10 protein-coding genes are annotated in these 17,086 nt (G+C 69.1%); 5 read left to right on the top strand and 5 right to left on the bottom strand.

Going from position 1 to position 17,086, the window contains the following annotated elements:
* Window positions 1–171: 171 nt before the first annotated feature.
* Window positions 172–1,386 (bottom strand): succinyldiaminopimelate transaminase, encoded by a 1,215-nt coding sequence (gene dapC / locus MKD38_RS11415; RefSeq protein ID WP_252676873.1) that lies wholly within the window; start codon window positions 1,384–1,386, stop codon window positions 172–174.
* Between the two features lie 207 nt (window positions 1,387–1,593).
* Between dapC and MKD38_RS11410 the strand changes: the two genes are divergently transcribed.
* Complete coding sequence (locus tag MKD38_RS11410) at window positions 1,594–2,562, top strand: DMT family transporter (RefSeq protein ID WP_252676871.1); 969 nt, start codon at window positions 1,594–1,596, stop codon at window positions 2,560–2,562.
* A gap of 12 nt (window positions 2,563–2,574) precedes the next feature.
* On the opposite strand, the gene MKD38_RS11405 is transcribed toward MKD38_RS11410, so the two are convergent.
* Window positions 2,575–3,402, bottom strand: a complete 828-nt coding sequence (locus MKD38_RS11405) for a ferritin-like domain-containing protein (protein ID WP_252676870.1) — start codon at window positions 3,400–3,402, stop codon at window positions 2,575–2,577.
* Window positions 3,403–3,854: 452 nt separating this feature from the next.
* On the opposite strand from MKD38_RS11405, the gene smc reads away from it, so the two are divergent.
* The 4 genes from smc (at window position 3,855) to def (ending at window position 11,507) form a co-directional block, all read left to right on the top strand.
* Window positions 3,855–7,370 (top strand): chromosome segregation protein SMC, encoded by a 3,516-nt coding sequence (smc, locus tag MKD38_RS11400; protein ID WP_252676869.1) that lies wholly within the window; start codon window positions 3,855–3,857, stop codon window positions 7,368–7,370.
* A gap of 106 nt (window positions 7,371–7,476) precedes the next feature.
* Window positions 7,477–8,817 carry a cell division protein ZipA C-terminal FtsZ-binding domain-containing protein gene (locus MKD38_RS11395; RefSeq protein WP_252676868.1) on the top strand — a complete coding sequence of 447 codons (1,341 nt, stop codon included), beginning with the start codon at window positions 7,477–7,479 and terminating at the stop codon, window positions 8,815–8,817.
* A 12-nt stretch (window positions 8,818–8,829) separates the two neighbouring features.
* A complete protein-coding gene (gene ligA / locus MKD38_RS11390; RefSeq protein WP_252676867.1) occupies window positions 8,830–10,959 on the top strand; it encodes an NAD-dependent DNA ligase LigA in 2,130 nt (709 codons plus the stop codon).
* A 14-nt stretch (window positions 10,960–10,973) separates the two neighbouring features.
* Window positions 10,974–11,507: a peptide deformylase gene (gene def, locus MKD38_RS11385; RefSeq protein ID WP_252676866.1), complete on the top strand. Its 534-nt coding sequence runs from the start codon at window positions 10,974–10,976 to the stop codon at window positions 11,505–11,507.
* A 32-nt stretch (window positions 11,508–11,539) separates the two neighbouring features.
* Here def and MKD38_RS11380 read toward each other — a convergent pair whose 3' ends face one another.
* From MKD38_RS11380 to map, 3 genes are all read right to left on the bottom strand, one after another.
* Window positions 11,540–13,417 carry a pseudouridine synthase gene (locus MKD38_RS11380; RefSeq protein ID WP_252676865.1) on the bottom strand — a complete coding sequence of 626 codons (1,878 nt, stop codon included), beginning with the start codon at window positions 13,415–13,417 and terminating at the stop codon, window positions 11,540–11,542.
* A 22-nt stretch (window positions 13,418–13,439) separates the two neighbouring features.
* Window positions 13,440–16,022 carry a [protein-PII] uridylyltransferase gene (locus MKD38_RS11375; RefSeq protein WP_252676863.1) on the bottom strand — a complete coding sequence of 861 codons (2,583 nt, stop codon included), beginning with the start codon at window positions 16,020–16,022 and terminating at the stop codon, window positions 13,440–13,442.
* 77 nt (window positions 16,023–16,099) lie between these two features.
* Window positions 16,100–16,918 carry a type I methionyl aminopeptidase gene (gene map, locus MKD38_RS11370; RefSeq protein ID WP_116337113.1) on the bottom strand — a complete coding sequence of 273 codons (819 nt, stop codon included), beginning with the start codon at window positions 16,916–16,918 and terminating at the stop codon, window positions 16,100–16,102.
* Window positions 16,919–17,086: the final 168 nt, after the last annotated feature.

The following is a 17,086-nucleotide window of genomic DNA, read 5'->3' as shown; positions in this document are numbered from 1 at the left end:
GGTCGTCGAGTCTCAGCCTCGACCTCTTGTTTGCTCCCCTCTCCCGCTGGCGGGAGAGGGGCAGGGGGTGAGGATGGGCGGTTCTACGGGCGTGGTGCCTTGCTAAACCACCCCTCACCCCGACCCTCTCCCCTTGAGGGGAGAGGGAGAACACAAAGGGACAATCAGGCCTCAGCCCAGCGATTTGCAGAATTCCACGATCCGCCGCGCCCCCTCCACGCATTCCTCCGGCGTCGCCACCAGCGCCATGCGCACGCGGCTGGCGCCGGGGTTGATGCCATCGGCCGCGCGCGCCAGGTAGCTGCCGGGCAGCACCGTGACGTTCTGCTCGGCCAGCAGCCGCGCGGCGAATTCGGTATCGGAGAGGCCGGTGCGCGAGACGTCGGCCCACAGGTAGAAGCCGGCATCGGGCAGCGCCACGTCGAGGACCTCCGCCAGCATCGGCGTAACTTCGCTGAACTTGCGCACGTAGGCGGCGCGGTTCTCGCGCACATGCGACTCGTCGTTCCACGCGGCGATGCTGGCGCTCTGCACCGCCGGGTTCATGGCGCCGCCGTGGTACGTGCGGTACAGCAGGAACTGCTTCAGCAGCGCGGCGTCGCCGGCGACGAAGCCCGAGCGCAGGCCCGGCACGTTGGAGCGCTTGGACAGGCTCGAGAACACCACCAGGCGCTCGAAACGGTTGGCGCCATCCGCGCGGCCCAGTTTGTGCGCCGCCTCGAGCGCGCCCAGCGGCGCGCGGCCCTCGTCGAAATAGATCTCGGAATAGCACTCGTCGGAGGCAATCACGAAGCCGTAGCGGTCGGATAGCGCGAACAGCTGCCGCCAGTCTTCCAGCGACAGCACCGCGCCAGTCGGGTTGCCGGGGGTGCAGACAAAGAGCAGCTGTACCTGCTGCCAGACCTCGTCGGCAATGCGGTCGAAGGCAGGAGCGAAATTGCGCGCCGGGTCGCTGTTGGCGAACACCGGGGTGGCGCCGGCCAGCAGCGCCGCGCCTTCGTAGATCTGATAGAACGGGTTGGGGCACAGCACCAGCGCGCCTGGCCGGGTACCGTCGACCACGGTCTGGGCAAAGGCGAACAGCGCCTCGCGCGAGCCGGTCACGGGCAGCACTTCGGTGGCGGCGTTGACCTTGGGCAGGCCGTAGCGGCGCTCCAGCCAGCCCGCGATGCACTGCCGTAGTGCATCGGAACCGGCCGTTGTGGGATAATTCGCCAGCCCCGCAAGCGACTCTGCCAGCGCTTGCTTGATGAACGCAGGCGTCGGATGCTTGGGTTCACCGATGCCGAAGCTGATGGCCGGCTTGTCGGCAGCCTTTACTTGCGCAAAGAGCACCCGCAGTTTCTCGAACGGGTAGGGCTGGAGCAGGTCGAGGCGCGGATTCACAGTGTCAGTCGGGGCCGGTTAAAACGACGCATTATAGAGGAACGGCGCGGGTTTCCGTGCGCCGGCCCGGCCCGCCAGGCGGTCTTTGGCAAGGGTTGGGCCGCCACGGATGGCGGGCATCACGCCACGGTGATGCCGCCGGCGCCGTCCGGACGCTGCCCGCCGCGCATGGCGGGCGCTCCGGCTCGCCTCGCACCGATTCCCTTTATGAGCACAAATTCAGTTGCGGCGCCGCTGGCGCCGGCCGATCGCCATGCGGTCAAGGCATCGCTTTCCATCCTGATCGGCGCCTCGGTATGGGGCATCGCCTGGTTCCCGTACCGCGTGCTGGCCGGCTGGGGCCTGGGCGGCATGCATGCCGCGGCGCTGGTCAGCGCGGTCGCGGCGGTGCTGTCGCTGCTGGCGTTCCGCCGCCACCTGGGCGGGCTGCGGCCGCACTGGCTGTTCCTGGCGATCGGCCTGGCGGCGGGCGTGACCAACGCCGGCTTCGTCTGGGGCAGCGTCAACGGGCACGTGATGCGGGTGCTGCTGCTGTTCTACCTGACGCCGGTCTGGACCGCCCTGTTCGCGCGGCTGTTCCTGGGCGAGCGCCTGTCGGCGGCGGGGCTGTCGCTGGTGGGGCTGGCGCTGTTCGGCGCCGGGCTGATGCTGTGGACGCCCGCGGTCGGCGTGCCGCTGCCGGGCTCCGCCGCGGAATGGTCGGGCCTGGTCGGCGGCATGGGCTTTGCCGTCAACAACGTGCTGTCGCGCCGCGCTGGCCAGCGCTTTCCGGACACCGACGCCCGCGTGCGCACGGTGGTGGTCTACCTGGGCTGCACCGTGGTCGGCGTGCCGGCCGCGCTGCTGCTCGACGGCCCGGCGGTGGCGGTCGTGCCGGGCGCGCAGGTCAGCGCGGCGATGCTGGTGCTGGGGCTGGCGGCGGTACTGGTGGTCAGCAACTCGGTGGTGCAGTACGGGCTGCAGCGGCTCCCGGCCAATCGTGTGTCGCTGCTGATGCTGTTCGAGATCGTCATCGCCGCCGTTTCGTCGTGGTGGCTGGCGACCGAGGTGCTGAGCTGGAAGGAGGCCGCGGGCGGGCTGTGCATCATCGCCGCCGGGGCCTTGTCCGGACTGGTGCATCGCAGCCGCGCCGCGCCCGCGCCGGCCGCGGGCGCCGAGGCCGCGGCCTGCCACTAGCTCCGGCGCGACTCAGTGCAGGATCACCCGCGACACCATCGCCACCAGCGGCGCGCGCACCGCGCGCTCCACGCCGCGGTGCAGTTGCAGCGGCCGCAGCAGCATCTTGACGGTCATCTCGATCGGGATGTTGCGGCGGATCACGCCTGACACGCGCGTATTGAGCGCGCGTACCTCCGCCTCGGGCACCGACTCGACCCCGCGTTCCATGCGCAGCACGTTGCGCAGCGCGATCGCCGCGTCCTCGTTCTTGATCTCCAGCAGCCGGCGCGCCACCGCACCCAGCACGCGCAGCCGGCCCAGGCGCTCGGCCTCGGCGAAGCGGTTGAAAAAGTGAAGGAAGTGCTTGTAGTGCCGCACCTCGTCGTTGGAGATGCGCCGCGTCAGGTCGCGCAGCACCGGTTCGTCGCTGGCCCGCTCGAGCGCCCGGTAGTAGGCTGCCGTGCCGGTTTCGACCACGCAGCGTGCCGCCATCTCGAGCGCCTGGGTGGGCTCGAACTGGTCGATCGAGCAGGTCTGGCTGTACTCGTCGAAGAAGCGCGCATAGCCGCGCTCCCAGTCGAATTCCGGCCAGACATGCTCGACATAGCGCCGCAGCGCCAGGCCATGCTGCAGTTCCTCGGCTTCCCAGTGCTGGGACAGCCAGCCGGCGGCTTCGGGCACGCGGGCGTAATAGGTGGCCAGGTTGCCGGCATAGGTGTCGGAGCCGCTCTCGATAAACGAGGCCGACACCAGCAGGTAGAACAGGTCGCGGTCGCCGCGCACGCGCGCGACGTCGATCGCCTCGTATCGGATGTCGCTGACCAACCACGGCCGGGCGGCCGCTGACGGTTCACTCATGCTCTGTCCTCCTGGTTCGCCCAAAGGCGGCGAAAGGCTGCTGGGGCGGGCGTTCATGGTGCGTGAGGCCGGAGCGCATCCGGCATCACGCCGACAGAGCAGAGACTAGCATTTACCCTAATTAGTTTCGCACGCGCCACCCGGCTAGCTTGGCCGGCTACCCACGCCCGGCTTCCTAAAGTGCTTGCGAAACCGCATGTAAGGGTCGGAAAGGCAAAGGAATTCCGCCAGCCCGCACTGCCCCCGGGAGCACCCCAAACGGGCCGGCGAAGGCATCTGCGATGGTATGATTAGCCCCAATTCTCGGGCTGGAGGGGTGTTTTGAGGTGCTGGCGTCACGCCGCGCCGGGCTCCCGCGCAGCCCGGCTTTTCCGAACCGTGCAATAGCCCCGATACCCGATACCAGGCCGCCCCGCGTTCCAGCCGGAGTGGCCGATACCACACGAGAAACCGTGCGACTATCCTCGATCAAACTGGCGGGCTTCAAGTCATTCGTCGATCCCACCAATTTCCAGGTGCCGGGCCAGCTGGTCGGCATCGTCGGTCCCAACGGCTGCGGCAAATCCAACATCATCGATGCGGTGCGCTGGGTGCTGGGCGAGTCACGCGCGTCCGAGCTGCGTGGCGAGTCCATGCAGGACGTCATCTTCAACGGCTCGACCGCGCGCAAGCAGGCCGGCCGCGCCAGCGTCGAACTGGTGTTCGACAACGCCGAAGGCCGCGCCGCGGGCCAGTGGAGCCAGTACGCCGAAGTCGCGGTCAAGCGCGTGCTGACCCGCGACGGCACCTCGTCCTACTACATCAACAACCAGCCGGTGCGCCGGCGCGACATCCAGGACATCTTCCTGGGCACGGGCCTGGGCCCGCGCGCCTACGCCATCATCGGGCAGGGCATGATCTCGCGCATCATCGAGGCCAAGCCCGATGACATGCGCATCTTCCTGGAAGAGGCGGCGGGTGTGTCCAAGTACAAGGAGCGCCGCCGCGAGACCGAGAACCGGCTGTCCGACACCCGCGAAAACCTGACCCGGGTCGAGGACATCCTGCGCGAGCTCGGCAGCAACCTCGAAAAGCTCGAAGGCCAGGCCGAAGTGGCGCAGCGCTTCAAGACGCTGCAGGCCGACGGCGAAGAGAAGCAGCACCTGCTGTGGCTGCTGCGCAAGCGCGAGGCCCAGCAGGAGCAGGAACGCCACCAGCGCGCCATCGAGCAGGCCCAGATCGACCTGGAAGCGCAGACCGCGCAGCTGCGCCATGTCGAGGCCGAGCTGGAAACCATGCGCGCCGCGCACTATGCGGCATCGGATGGCATGCACGCCGCGCAGGGCGCGCTGTACGAGGCCAATGCCGAGGTCAGCAAGCTCGAGGCCGAGATCCGCTACGTGGTCGAGTCGCGCAACCGCGTGCAGGCCCAGATCGCGGCGCTGACCGCGCAGCGCGAGCAGTGGCAGGGCAAGGCCGAACAGGCCACCGACGAACTCGCGCAGGCCGAGGAAAACCTGGCCGTGGCCGAAGGCCGCACGGTCGAGGCGCAGGAGGCCGTCGCGCACAAGAACGACGAGCTGCCAACGCTCGAAGCGCAGTGGCGCGACGCGCAGCAACTGCTCAACGAGCAGCGCGCCGGCATCATGCAGGCCGAGCAGGCGCTGAAGCTGGAAGCCGCGCAGCAGCGCAGCGCCGACCAGATGCTGCAGCAGCTGGAACAGCGCCGCGAACGGCTGTCGGCCGAAGACAAGGGCCTGGACCGCCCCGACGAAACCCGGCTGGAGCAGGCCCGCGCCGAGCTGGCCGAGCAGGAGGCGCTGGTCGAGGAAGCCCAGGCCATGCTCGCCGACGCCGAAGAGAACGTGCCGCGCCTGGACGAGGCGCGCCGCGCCGCGCAGGCGCGCGTGCACAGCGAAGCCGCCGCCATCGCCACGCTCGAAGCCCGCCTGGCGGCGCTGCGCCAGCTGCAGGAGAACGTGCAGACCGACGGCAAGGTGCAGCCCTGGCTGGCGAAGCACGAGTTGGCCGAGCTGCCGCGACTGTGGAAGAAGGTCCATATCGAGCCGGGCTGGGAAAACGCGCTCGAATCCGTGCTGCGCGAGAAGCTGGCAGCGCTGGAAGTGTCGAACCTGGATTGGGTCAAGGCCTTCCTGTCCGACGCGCCGCCGGCCAAGCTGGCGTTCTACTCGCCGCCGGCCGCGGCTCGTCCGCTGGAAACGCCCGCCGGCCTGCGCCCGCTGATGGCGCTGGTGCAGATCACCGAGCCCGGCATCCGCGCGGTGATGCAGGACTGGCTGGCCGACGTCTATGTCGCCACCGACATGGCGCAGGCGCTGGCCGCGCGCAACGCGCTGCCCGAGGGCGCCTCGTTCGTGGTCGCCGAAGGCCACCTGGTGGGCCGCAACGCGATCCAGATCTACGCCGCCGATTCCGAGCAGGCCGGCATGCTCGCGCGCGAGCAGGAAATCGAAAACCTGCACAAGCAGGCGCGCGCGCAGGTACTGCTCTCCGACGAGGCCAAGACCGAGGCGGTGCGTGCCGAAGCGGCCTATACCCAGGCCAGCCAGGCCCTGGGCGACGCCCGTGCCCGCGCCGAGCAGGCCACCCGCCGCGTGCATGCGCTGCAGATGGACGTGCTCAAGCTGTCGCAGGCGATGGAGCGCTATGCCGCCCGCAGCGGCCAGATCCGCGAGGAACTGGACGAGATCCACGCGCAGATCGAAGAGCAGCGCGCGATCCGCGCCGAATCCGAAGCCAGCTTCGAGCAGCACGACGCCGCGCTGGCCGAGATGCAGGCCACCCACGAAGACCAGCAGATGGCCTTCGAGGCGCTGGACAGCAAGCTCTCCGGCGCGCGCCACCAGCTGCGCGACCTCGAGCGCGCCGCGCAGGAAGCATTGTTTGCCGAGCGCAACCTGGCCAGCCGCATCGACGAGCTGCGCCGCAATATCCAGGTGGCGGCGGACCAGGCCGAGCGCATCGCCGAATCGCTGGAGAACGCCCGCGCCGAACTCGAGACCATCAACGAGCAGACCGCGCATACCGGCCTGCAGGAAGCGCTCGAACGCCGTGCCGAGAAGGAAGAGAAGCTGACCATCGCGCGCACCGAGCTCGATGCGCTGTCGGCGCAGCTGCGCCAGCACGACGAGCAGCGCCTGGCCGCCGAGCGCAGCCTGCAGCCGCTGCGCGACCGCATCACCGAACTGCAGCTCAAGGAACAGGCTGCGCGCCTGAACCAGGAACAGTTCAGCGAGCAGCTGGCCACCGCCGAGGTGGACGAGGCCGCGCTGGCCGACAAGCTGACCGGCGACCTGAAACCGTCCTACCTGCAGGGCGAAGTCACGCGCATCAACAACGCCATCAATGCACTGGGCCCCGTCAATATGGCCGCGCTCGACGAACTGGCCGCGGCGCGCGAGCGCAAGACCTTCCTCGACGCGCAGTCGGCCGACCTGAACGACGCCATTGGCACGCTCGAGGACGCGATCGCCAAGATCGACCAGGAAACCCGCGCGCTGCTGCAGGGCACCTTCGACCAGGTCAACCACCATTTCGGCGAGCTGTTCCCGTCGCTGTTCGGCGGCGGCCAGGCGCGCCTGATCATGACCGGCGAGGAAATCCTCGATGCCGGCGTGCAGGTGATGGCGCAGCCGCCGGGCAAGAAGAACTCGACCATCCACCTGCTGTCGGGCGGCGAGAAGGCGCTGACCGCGATTGCGCTGGTGTTCGCGATGTTCCAGCTGAACCCGGCGCCGTTCTGCCTGCTGGACGAGGTCGACGCGCCGCTGGACGACGCCAATACCGAGCGCTACGCCAATATGGTGGCGCGCATGTCGGACAAGACCCAATTCGTTTTCATCTCACATAACAAGATCGCCATGGAAATGGCTCATCAACTCATTGGCGTGACCATGCAGGAGCAGGGCGTTTCACGGATCGTGGCCGTGGATATGGATGCAGCCGTGTCGATGGCGGAGGCAGCATGAGCAGTAAGCAGGGGCCCCGCGCAGCGGGGAGGCGCACGTCCGCGAATGCTGCGCGCAACCGACACTACCGTGCTGTAACCATCCCGGGCGCTTTGGAGATTGCAGCATGAAGCTCAATATGGACCTGCAGACCGCGCTGATCGTCGCGGGCCTGGTTTTCGTGGTGCTGGTGTTCGGCTACAACCAGTGGCAGATCCGCAAGGCGCGCCGCCCGCGCGAGCTGCGGCCCGAAGACGACCTGCCGCCGATGCGCGAGCCGGTGGTCGGCCAGAGCACCGCGCCGGAAACCGCCGCGCGCCTGCACGAAGCCGCCGCCGAGCAGCCGCCGCGGCGCGAGCCCACCTTGTCGCAGGCACCGGGCAGCGCCGGCGCCGCCGTGGCTGACAACAACCACGCCGCTGCGGCCGCGGCCGCGGCAGCCAGCAGCGCCGATGCCGACGAAGCCGTCGCCGAGGAAGTCGCGGTCGGGGCCGCGGCGTCGCGCGCGTCGCAGGATGAGGCGGATGCCGCTATCGCCGTGGCACCGGCGCCGACGCCAGCTCCCGCACCCACGCCAGCGCCAGCGCCGGCGCCTGCACCGGCCCCGGTCGCTGCGGTACCGGACGGCCAGCCCGCGCCCGCAGTCGTCGATCCGCTGATCGACTGCATCGTGCCGCTGCACCTGGAACGCAAGGCGTCCGGTGACCGCATCCTGCCGCTGACCGGCCGGCTGCGCCGCGCCGGCACCAAGCCGGTCCATATCGAAGGCCTGCGCGCCGAAGCCAACGCGTGGGAGCCCGTCACTGCCGGCCATCAGTACGAAGACCTGCAGGTCGGCGTGCAGCTGGCCAACCGCGGCGGCCCGCTCAACGCACTCGAGTTCTCGGAATTCGTCACCGCGGTGGAGTCGCTGGCCGAGTCGCTCGACGCCTCGGCCGACCTGCCGGACATGGGCGAGACCGTCGCCAACGCGCGAGAGCTCGACGCCTTTGGCGCCGCTTGCGATGTGCAGCTGGGCGTCAACGTGATCTCCGACGGCGCGCCGTGGTCGGCCGCCTATGTGCAGAACGTGGCGACGCAGGACGGGCTGGTGCTGTCGCGCGATGGCACCCGCTTTATCCGCTACCAGGCCAATGCCGAGGGCGTGCAGCGCCCGCTGTTCACGCTGCAGTTCGGCGACACCAACTTCCTGCGCGACGACCTCACCGTCAAGGCCGGCCGCCAGATCACGCTGCTGCTCGACGTGCCGGTGGCCGACCAGGGCGCCAGGCCGTTCAAGACCGTGTGCGAGTACGGCCATACGCTGGCCCAGCGCATGGGCGCGCAACTGGTCGACGACAATATGCGGCCGCTGACCGAAGCCTCGTTCGTCGCCATCTTCAGCCAGCTCGAAGCGCTGTACCAGAAGCTGGAAGCGCGCGGCATGCCGGCGGGTTCGCCGGTGGCGCTGCGCCTGTTCAGCAACTAGCCGGAGCCTGCCATGACCGCAAAACACCGCGGCGCGCAGGCAGATGCCTCCGCGCCCGCCGGCGCCTTGCCGGCCGACGCCGCCGCCAGCCGCGTGGCCTGGCTGCGCGACGAGCTGGACCGCCACAACTACCAGTATTACGTGCTGGACGCGCCCACCGTTCCCGATGCGGAGTACGACGCGCTGTTCAGCGAACTGATGGCGCTGGAGCTCGAGCATCCCGAGCTGCAGACGCCGGACTCGCCCACCCAGCGCGTGGGCGGCGAGCCGCTGGCGGCGTTCGACTCGGTGCGGCACCGCGTGCCGATGCTGTCGCTCAACAACGCCTTCGCCGACGAAGACGTGCTCAACTTCGACCGCCGCTGCGCGCAGGGCCTTGGCCGCAGCGCGCCCCCGGCGGGCGAGGCCGACCTGTTCAGCGCCGCCGACGCGGTCGAATACGCCTGCGAGCTGAAGTTCGACGGCCTGGCCATGTCGCTGCGCTATGAAGACGGCCGCCTGGTGCTGGCCGCCACGCGCGGCGATGGCGAGACCGGCGAGGACGTCACCGTCAACGTGCGCACCATCAAGGCGATCCCGCTCAAGTTGCGCGGCCAGGCGCCCGCGGTGCTGGAAGTGCGCGGCGAGGTCTTCATGTTCCGCCGCGACTTCGACAAGCTCAACGCACGCCAGGCCGAGGCCGGCGACAAGACCTTCGTCAACCCGCGCAATGCCGCCGCCGGCAGCTTGCGCCAGCTTGATCCGCGCATCACCGCACGGCGTCCGCTGTCGTTCTTCGCCTACGGGCTGGGCGAGCTGCAGGGCGTGGAGCGGCCGCCGACCCACGGCGCCATGCTCGACGGCTTTGCCGCGCTGGGTTTGCCGGTGTGCAAGGACCGTGCCGTGGTGAAGGGCGCGCAGGGGCTGCTCGATTTCTACCGCGATATCGGCAAGCGCCGCGACGACCTGCCCTACGACATCGACGGCGTGGTCTACAAGGTCAACGCGCTGGCCGAGCAGGAGCGCCTGGGCTTTGTTTCGCGCGCGCCGCGCTTTGCGCTGGCGCACAAGTTTCCGGCGCAGGAAATGACCACCATCGTCGAGGACATCGAGGTGCAGGTCGGCCGCACCGGCGCGATCACGCCGGTGGCCCGGCTCAAGCCGGTGTTCGTCGGCGGCGTGACCGTGACCAACGCCACGCTGCACAACGAGGACGAGATCCGGCGCAAGGACGTGCATGTCGGCGACACCGTGATCGTGCGCCGCGCCGGCGACGTGATCCCGGAAGTCGTCGCGGTGGTGACCGAGCGGCGCCCGGCCGACGCCCGCGCCTTCGTGATGCCGAGCGCCTGCCCGGTGTGCGGCTCGCATATCGAGAAGCTCGAGGACGAAGCCATTGCCCGCTGCACCGGCGGCCTGATCTGCGCGGCGCAGCGCAAGCAGTCGCTGCTGCATTTCGCGCAGCGGCGCGCCATGGACATCGAAGGCCTGGGCGACAGGCTGGTCGAGCAACTGGTCGACCAGGGCATCGTGCGCACGCCGGCCGACCTGTACAAGCTCGGCGTGGCCAAGCTGGCGGCGCTGGAGCGCATGGCGGACAAGTCCGCCGCCAACCTGGTGGCGGCGATCGACAAGTCGCGCGCGACCACCATGAACCGCTTTATCTTCGCGCTCGGCATCCGCCACGTCGGCGAAGCCACTGCCAAGGACCTGGCCCGGCACTTCGGCAAGCTGGATGCGCTGTTGGCTGCCGACGAAGCGGCGCTGCTCGAGGTCAACGATGTCGGCCCGGTGGTGGCGCAGTCGATCGCCAACTTCCTGGCCGAGCCGCACAACGTCGAGGTCATCGAGCAACTGCGCGCCGCCGGCGTACACTGGCCGGAAAGCGAGCCGGTGGCAAAGGCGCCGGCGCCGCTGTCGGGCAAGACCTTTGTGCTGACCGGCACGCTGCCGACGCTGTCGCGCGAAGACGCCAAGGAGCTGCTGGAAGCCGCCGGCGCCAAGGTGGCGGGGTCGGTCTCTAAGAAGACCGACTACGTGGTCGCTGGCGCCGAGGCTGGCAGCAAGCTGGACAAGGCCGAAGCGCTGGGCGTGCCGGTGCTGGACGAGGCCGGCATGCTGGCACTGCTGGCGCAAGCCGGCGCCGCGCCGGCCGAGCAATAACCGGGAACACAACCATGATCCGCGAGATTCTCAAGATGGGCGATCCGCGCCTGCTGCAGGTGGCGCGGCCGGTGGAGCGCTTCAACACACCGGAGCTGCGCACACTGATTGAAGACATGTTCGACACCATGGACCACGCCAACGGCGCGGGCCTGGCCGCGCCGCAGATCGGCGTGGACCTGCAGGTGGTGATCTTCGGCTTCGACCGCAATCCGCGCTACCCGGACGCGCCCACCGTGCCCAAGACCGTGCTGATCAACCCGGTGCTGGAAATGCAGTCCGACGAGATGGAGGACGGCTGGGAAGGCTGCCTGTCGGTGCCGGGCCTGCGCGGCGTGGTGCCGCGCCACCTGCGGCTGAAGTACAGCGGCTACGACCTGATGGGCAACCACATCGAACGCGTGGCCGAGGGCTTCCATGCGCGCGTGGTGCAGCATGAGTGCGACCATCTGCAGGGGATTCTTTATCCGATGCGGATCAAGGATTTTTCGAACTTCGGGTTTACCGAGGTTCTGTTTCCGGACTTGCCGGCGAACAGCGACGATTAAAAAAAAGCGGCCATCCCAGCCGCTTTTTTTCATCAGAACTTCTCGAACTGCCCCAGGAACCGCCACTTGCCCGGCGGCAGGTCGCCCAGCACCACGCGTCCCATGCGCACGCGCTTGAGGCCCACCACCTGCAGCCCCACCTGCTCGCACATGCGGCGGATCTGGCGCTTGCGGCCCTCGCGCAGCACGAAGCGCAGCTGCTCTTCGTTCTGCCAGCTGACCTTGGCCGGCTTGAGCGGCACGCCGTCCAGCGACAGGCCGTGGCGCAGCAGTTCCAGGTCATCGGCCGGGAATTCCGCGCTGATATTGCGCTCGACCGGCCCTTGCGTCGAGTGCCAGACCACGCGCACCAAGTATTCCTTCTCGACGGTCGAATCCTCGCCGATCAGCGCGCGTGCGACGCGGCCGTCCTGGGTCAGCACCAGCAGGCCGGTGGAGTCGATATCGAGGCGGCCGGCCGGCGCCAGGTTCTTGCGTTGCCACGGCGCAAAGCGCTTGCGCGTGGGGTCGCCTTCCCACTGGTTCTCGGGGGCAAACAGGGTCGCGGCGGGCTCGTAGCCGTCCTCGGCCTGGCCGGAAACGTAGCCCACCGGCTTGTTCAGCAGCACGGTGACGCGCTCGCCTTGCTCGGAGCGCGCTTCCTGCAGGATCTCGATCTCGGCGTCGGGGCGGATGCGGCTGCCGAGTTCGGTCACGGGCTTGCCGTCAACCAGCACCCAGCCGCGCGGAATCCATTCGTCGGCCTCGCGGCGCGAGCACAGGCCGAGTTCGGACATGCGCTTGGACAGGCGTACCAGGCCGTCGTCGTGAGTGGACTCGTCGCGGACCGGAGCGGGCTTTTCCTGGCGTGCGGCCGGTGCGTGCTCGCGTGCCGGGCCGGCGGTGCGGATACGGTCGGCCGCGTCGCTGAAGCGGGGCGCCGGCGCCATGCCTTCGCGGCGGCGCTCGCCCGACGGTGCGGGACGCGCGCGCCTGTCGTCATCGCCAAAGCGGCGCGGACGCGAATCGGCGCCTTCGAAGCGGCGGGGACGGTTCTCGTCGTCGCCAAAGCGGCGCGGGCGGGTGTCAGCGCCTTCGAAACGGCGTGGGCGTGCCTCGCCACGGTCTTCGCCAGTGCGGCGCGGGCGGTTGTCGTCGTCGCCATAGCGGCGCGGCGGGCGCGACTCGCTGCTTTCAAAGCGGCGCGGACGCGCTTCGCCGCGGTCATCGCCAGTGCGGCGCGGACGGTTGTCGTCGTCGCCATAGCGACGCGGCGGACGGGACTCGCCACCTTCGAATCGGCGCGGACGCGTTTCGCCGCGGTCATCGCCAGTGCGGCGCGGACGGTTGTCGTCGTCGCCGAAGCGTCGCGGCGGACGCGACTCGCCGCCTTCGAAGCGGCGCGGACGCGCTTCGCCGCGGTCGGTGCCAGTGCGGCGCGGACGGTTGTCGTCGTCGCCGAAACGTCGCGGCGGACGCGACTCGCCGCCTTCGAAGCGGCGCGGGCGGTTGTCGTCATCGCCGAAGCGACGCGGCGGGCGCGATTCGTTGCCTTCGAAACGGCGCGGGCGCGCGTCGCCGCGGTCATCGCCATAGCGGCGCGATCGGCTTTCGTCGTCCCCGAAGCGGCGCGGGCGTGCCTCGCCGGCATCCGGGCGGCGCGGACGCGCCTGGCGTTCGCCGTCAGCGGGGCGGGGCGCGCGCGGCTTGCGCGGCTGTGCCGGCGCTTCGCCCTGGCCCCCGCTGGCACCGGTCTTGCCGCCGGCGCGCTGCTGGGCGCGCTTGATGCCCTCGGAAACGGACTGCACGCGCTTGCGGTTCAGGTCGGACACGCGCACGGGGCGGGTGCCGCCCTTGCGCGCGGGCGTGCCGGTATCGCTGGCGGCCTTGATGCCTAGCGTCTTGCGCTTCGGCGAATTGCTGTCGGTCATATGTTGATGCTGCCCGCCCGCCTCAGATGGCGAGGGCGGCGAGCAAGTCCTGTTCAAGCTGAATCTGCAATCGGTTGTCGGCGGCCAGGCGGCTGCCGTCCACCAGGAACACGTCTTCGACGCGTTCGCCCAAGGTGTTGATGCGTGCCGTGTGCACGGACACGCGATGCCGTGCCAGTACGCGGGCGATGGCGTACAGCAGGCCGGTGCGGTCGTTGGCGGACAGCGACAGCAGGTAATACTGGCCGCGCTCGTCCGGGCGCAGGTCGACACGCGGCTTGATCGGGAAGCTGCGTGACTGGCGCGACAGCCGCCCCTGCGTGGGCTCGGGCAGCGCGCCCTGCAGGCGCAGCCGCTCGCACAGCTCGTGCTCGACCAGCGCGATGATGTCGCGGTAATTGCCGCCATCGCCGGCCATGCCGGGGTCGGTGACCTGGAACGTATCGAGTGCGTAACCGTGGCGCGTGGTGTGAATCTTGGCGTCCTGGATCGAAAACGCCTTGCGCTCGAAATAGCCGCAGATGCGCGCGAACAGGTCGGGCTGGTCCTTGATGTAGACCGCCACCTGCAGGCCCTCGCCGGCCGGCGACACGCGCGCCTTGACCACCGGCACGGGGCTGTCGACCTTGTTGTAGAGATGGCGCGTCAGCCAGGCGATGTCGTGCGAATCGTGGCGCAGGAAGAAGGCCACGTCCAGCTGCGCCCACAGCGACTTGCCCAGCGCCGGGTCGAACGCCTTCAGGCGCAGCTCCGAGATGGTGTCTTGCTTGCGTTGCGACCACAGCGAATGCGAGTCGACCCGCGCGCCGCCCAGCACGCGCAGGGTGATGTGGTACAGGTCTTCCAGCAGCTTGCCCTTCCACGCATTCCATACCTTGGGGCTGGTGCCGCGGATATCGGCCACGGTCAGCAGGTAGAGCGCGGTCAGGTAGCGTTCGCTGCCGACCACTTCGGCGAAGGCGTGGACCACCTCCGGATCGGTCAGGTCCTGCTTCTGCGCGACGTGGCTCATGGTCAGGTGGTGCTCGACCAGCCAGCAGATCAGGTCGGCGTCCTCGCGCGCAATGCCGTGCTGCCTGCAGAAGCGGCGCGCATCGACGGTGCCGAGCCGGGAATGATCGCCGCCGCGGCCCTTGGCGATGTCGTGGAACAGCGCCGCCACGCACAGCACCCAGGGCTTGTCGAAACTGGCCATCAGCTGGCTGCAGAACGGGAACTCGTGGGTGTGCTCGACGATGGCGAAGCGGCGCATGTTGCGCACCACCATCAGGATGTGCTGGTCCACGGTGTAGACGTGGAACAGGTCGTGCTGCATCTGTCCGACGATGCGCCGGAAGTTGATCAGGTAGCGGCCCAGCACGCTGGTCTGGTTCATCAGCCGCAGCGCATGGGTGATGCCCTGCGGCTCCTGCACGATGGCCAGGAACAGCCGGCGGTTCTCGGGATCGTTGCGCCAGCGCGCGTCCATCACCGTGCGCGCGTTGTACAGCCCGCGCAGCGTGCGCGGCGCCAGCCCCTTCACGCCGGGGGTGCGCTCGTACAGCAGGAAGGTCTCGAGGATGGCGTGCGGGTCGCGCTCGTAGACGTCGTCGCTGGTGATTTCGAGCATGCCCTGGCGCTCGACGAAGCGCTCGTTGAGCACGCGCGTCACCTGCGACTCGCTCGGGAACAGCATCGCCTCGATATTGAGCAGCAGCACGCTGTTGAGCTGGGTCACCGCCTTGGCCGCCCAGTAGTAGCGCCGCATCAGTTGCTCGCTGGCGCGCTTGTGGGCGTTCTGGCGGTAGCCGAAGGCCTCGGCCAGCGCGGTCTGCAGGTCGAACACCAGCACGTCCTGGCGGCGCCCGGCGACCAGGTGCAGGCGCGCGCGGATGGTCTTGAGCAGGCGCTCGTTGCGGGCGAGCTCCTGCGCTTCGCGCTGCGTCAGCAGGCCCTTCTCGAACAATTCCTTCCAGCTGTCGCCCAGGCCCGCGGCCTTGGTCATCCACAGGATCACCTGCAGGTCGCGCAGGCCGCCCGGGCTTTCCTTGCAGTTGGGCTCGAGCGCGTAGGGCGTGTCCTGGTACTTGGCGTGGCGCTGGCGCATTTCCAGCAGCTTGGCCTGGAAGAACGCCGCCGGGTCGAGGTCGTCCTGGTAGCGGCTGCGCAGCGCCTCGAACAGCTTGCGGTTGCCCGTCAGCAGGCGCGCCTCGAGCAGCGAGGTCTGGATGGTGACGTCCTGGCGCGACTCGCGGATGCAATCATCCACCGTGCGCACGGCGGAGCCGATCTCGAGTCCCAGGTCCCAGCACAGGCCGATAAAGCGCTCCAGCTTGCCTGCGGTATCCCGGTCGGGCTCGGCGGGCAGCAATAGCAGCACGTCGACGTCGGAGTACGGGAACAGCTCGCCGCGGCCGTAGCCGCCCACCGCCACCAGCGCCGCGTCCTGCGGCATTTCCAGCCCGCGCCAGGCCTCGCCCAGCGCGGCGTCGACGGCGCGGCGCAGCCGCGTGGTCAGCGTGGCGGCATTGGCGCTGGCGTTGAAGTCCGCAAACAGCGCCTGCTTGTCGGCTTTGAGCTGGTCGCGCACGCGCGCGGCCAGCAACAGTTCCGGCGTGGTGTCCATGGAGAGGGCGGAGGGGTTCGTCGGCACGGCTGGAAAAAGAAGGGCGCCCGGTCAGGCGCCCTGGCTTCTGCGCGGCGTCAGGCCGCCACGGAATCGGTAATGAAGGCCGGCGGCGCCGGGGTGCCGGCGGACACCGTCAGCACCTCGTAGCCGGTCTCGGTGACCAGCACCGTGTGCTCCCACTGCGCCGACAGGCTGCGGTCGCGGGTCTTCACGGTCCACTGGTCGGGCATGGTGCGGATATCGCGCTTGCCGGCGTTGATCATCGGCTCCACCGTGAAGATCATGCCGGCCTTGATCTCGGCGCCGGTGCCGGGACGGCCGTAGTGCAGGATCTGCGGGTCTTCGTGGAAGTTCTTGCCGATGCCGTGGCCACAGTACTCGCGCACCACGCTGTAGCCGGCGGCTTCGGCGTGCACCTGGATGGCGTGGCCGATATCGCCCAGGCGCGCGCCATGGCGCACTTGCGCGATGCCCTTCCACATGCACTCGTAGGTCACCTGCGCCAGGCGCTTGGCCAGGATCGAGCCCTCGCCGGCGATGAACATGCGGCTGGTGTCGCCGTAGTAGCCGTCCTTGGTGATGACGGTGATGTCGAGATTGACGGCGTCGCCGCTCTTGAGCACGCGCTCGCCGGGAATGCCGTGGCAGATCACGTCGTTGACCGAGGTGCAGATCGCGCCGGGGAAGGGCGGGTAGCCCGGCGGCGCGTAATTCAGCGGCGCCGGCACGGTGCCCTGCACGTCGCGCATATAGGCGTGGCACAGGCGGTCCAGTTCGCCGGTGGTGACGCCGGGCTGCACGAAGGGCGTGATGTAGTCGAGGACTTCGGAGGCAAGGCGGCAAGCCACGCGCATGTGGGCGATGTCTTCGGCGGTGTTCAGGTAAATGCTCATGCTGCGTCGCCAGAAAATGTGATGGCGGGGCCATGGGCCGCGCCGGAATCGATGAATCAAAGTGGGATTATCGCACCATCGAGGCCGGATCGCAGCCTGTTCCGGGCCGCCTGCAAGCGGGTACCAGTGGTGGGAGAGGTCGGGGCGGCTTGAGCGGGCGGCACTTTT

Source organism: Cupriavidus sp. WGlv3 (assembly GCF_023952475.1).
GTDB lineage: Bacteria > Pseudomonadota > Gammaproteobacteria > Burkholderiales > Burkholderiaceae > Cupriavidus > Cupriavidus phytorum.
This window is presented reverse-complemented; position numbering and strand designations above follow the sequence as displayed.

Bases quoted from the DNA above. Each gene is read 5' to 3' on its own strand.
- MKD38_RS11395 (WP_252676868.1), top strand. From the start codon at position 7,477: ATGAAGCTCAATATGGACCTGCAGACCGCGCTGATCGTCGCGGGCCTG.
- MKD38_RS11375 (WP_252676863.1), bottom strand. From the start codon at position 16,022: ATGGACACCACGCCGGAACTGTTGCTGGCCGCGCGCGTGCGCGACCAG.
- MKD38_RS11380 (WP_252676865.1), bottom strand. From the start codon at position 13,417: ATGACCGACAGCAATTCGCCGAAGCGCAAGACGCTAGGCATCAAGGCC.
- ligA (WP_252676867.1), top strand. From the start codon at position 8,830: ATGACCGCAAAACACCGCGGCGCGCAGGCAGATGCCTCCGCGCCCGCC.
- map (WP_116337113.1), bottom strand. From the start codon at position 16,918: ATGAGCATTTACCTGAACACCGCCGAAGACATCGCCCACATGCGCGTG.
- MKD38_RS11410 (WP_252676871.1), top strand. From the start codon at position 1,594: ATGAGCACAAATTCAGTTGCGGCGCCGCTGGCGCCGGCCGATCGCCAT.
- MKD38_RS11405 (WP_252676870.1), bottom strand. From the start codon at position 3,402: ATGAGTGAACCGTCAGCGGCCGCCCGGCCGTGGTTGGTCAGCGACATC.
- def (WP_252676866.1), top strand. From the start codon at position 10,974: ATGATCCGCGAGATTCTCAAGATGGGCGATCCGCGCCTGCTGCAGGTG.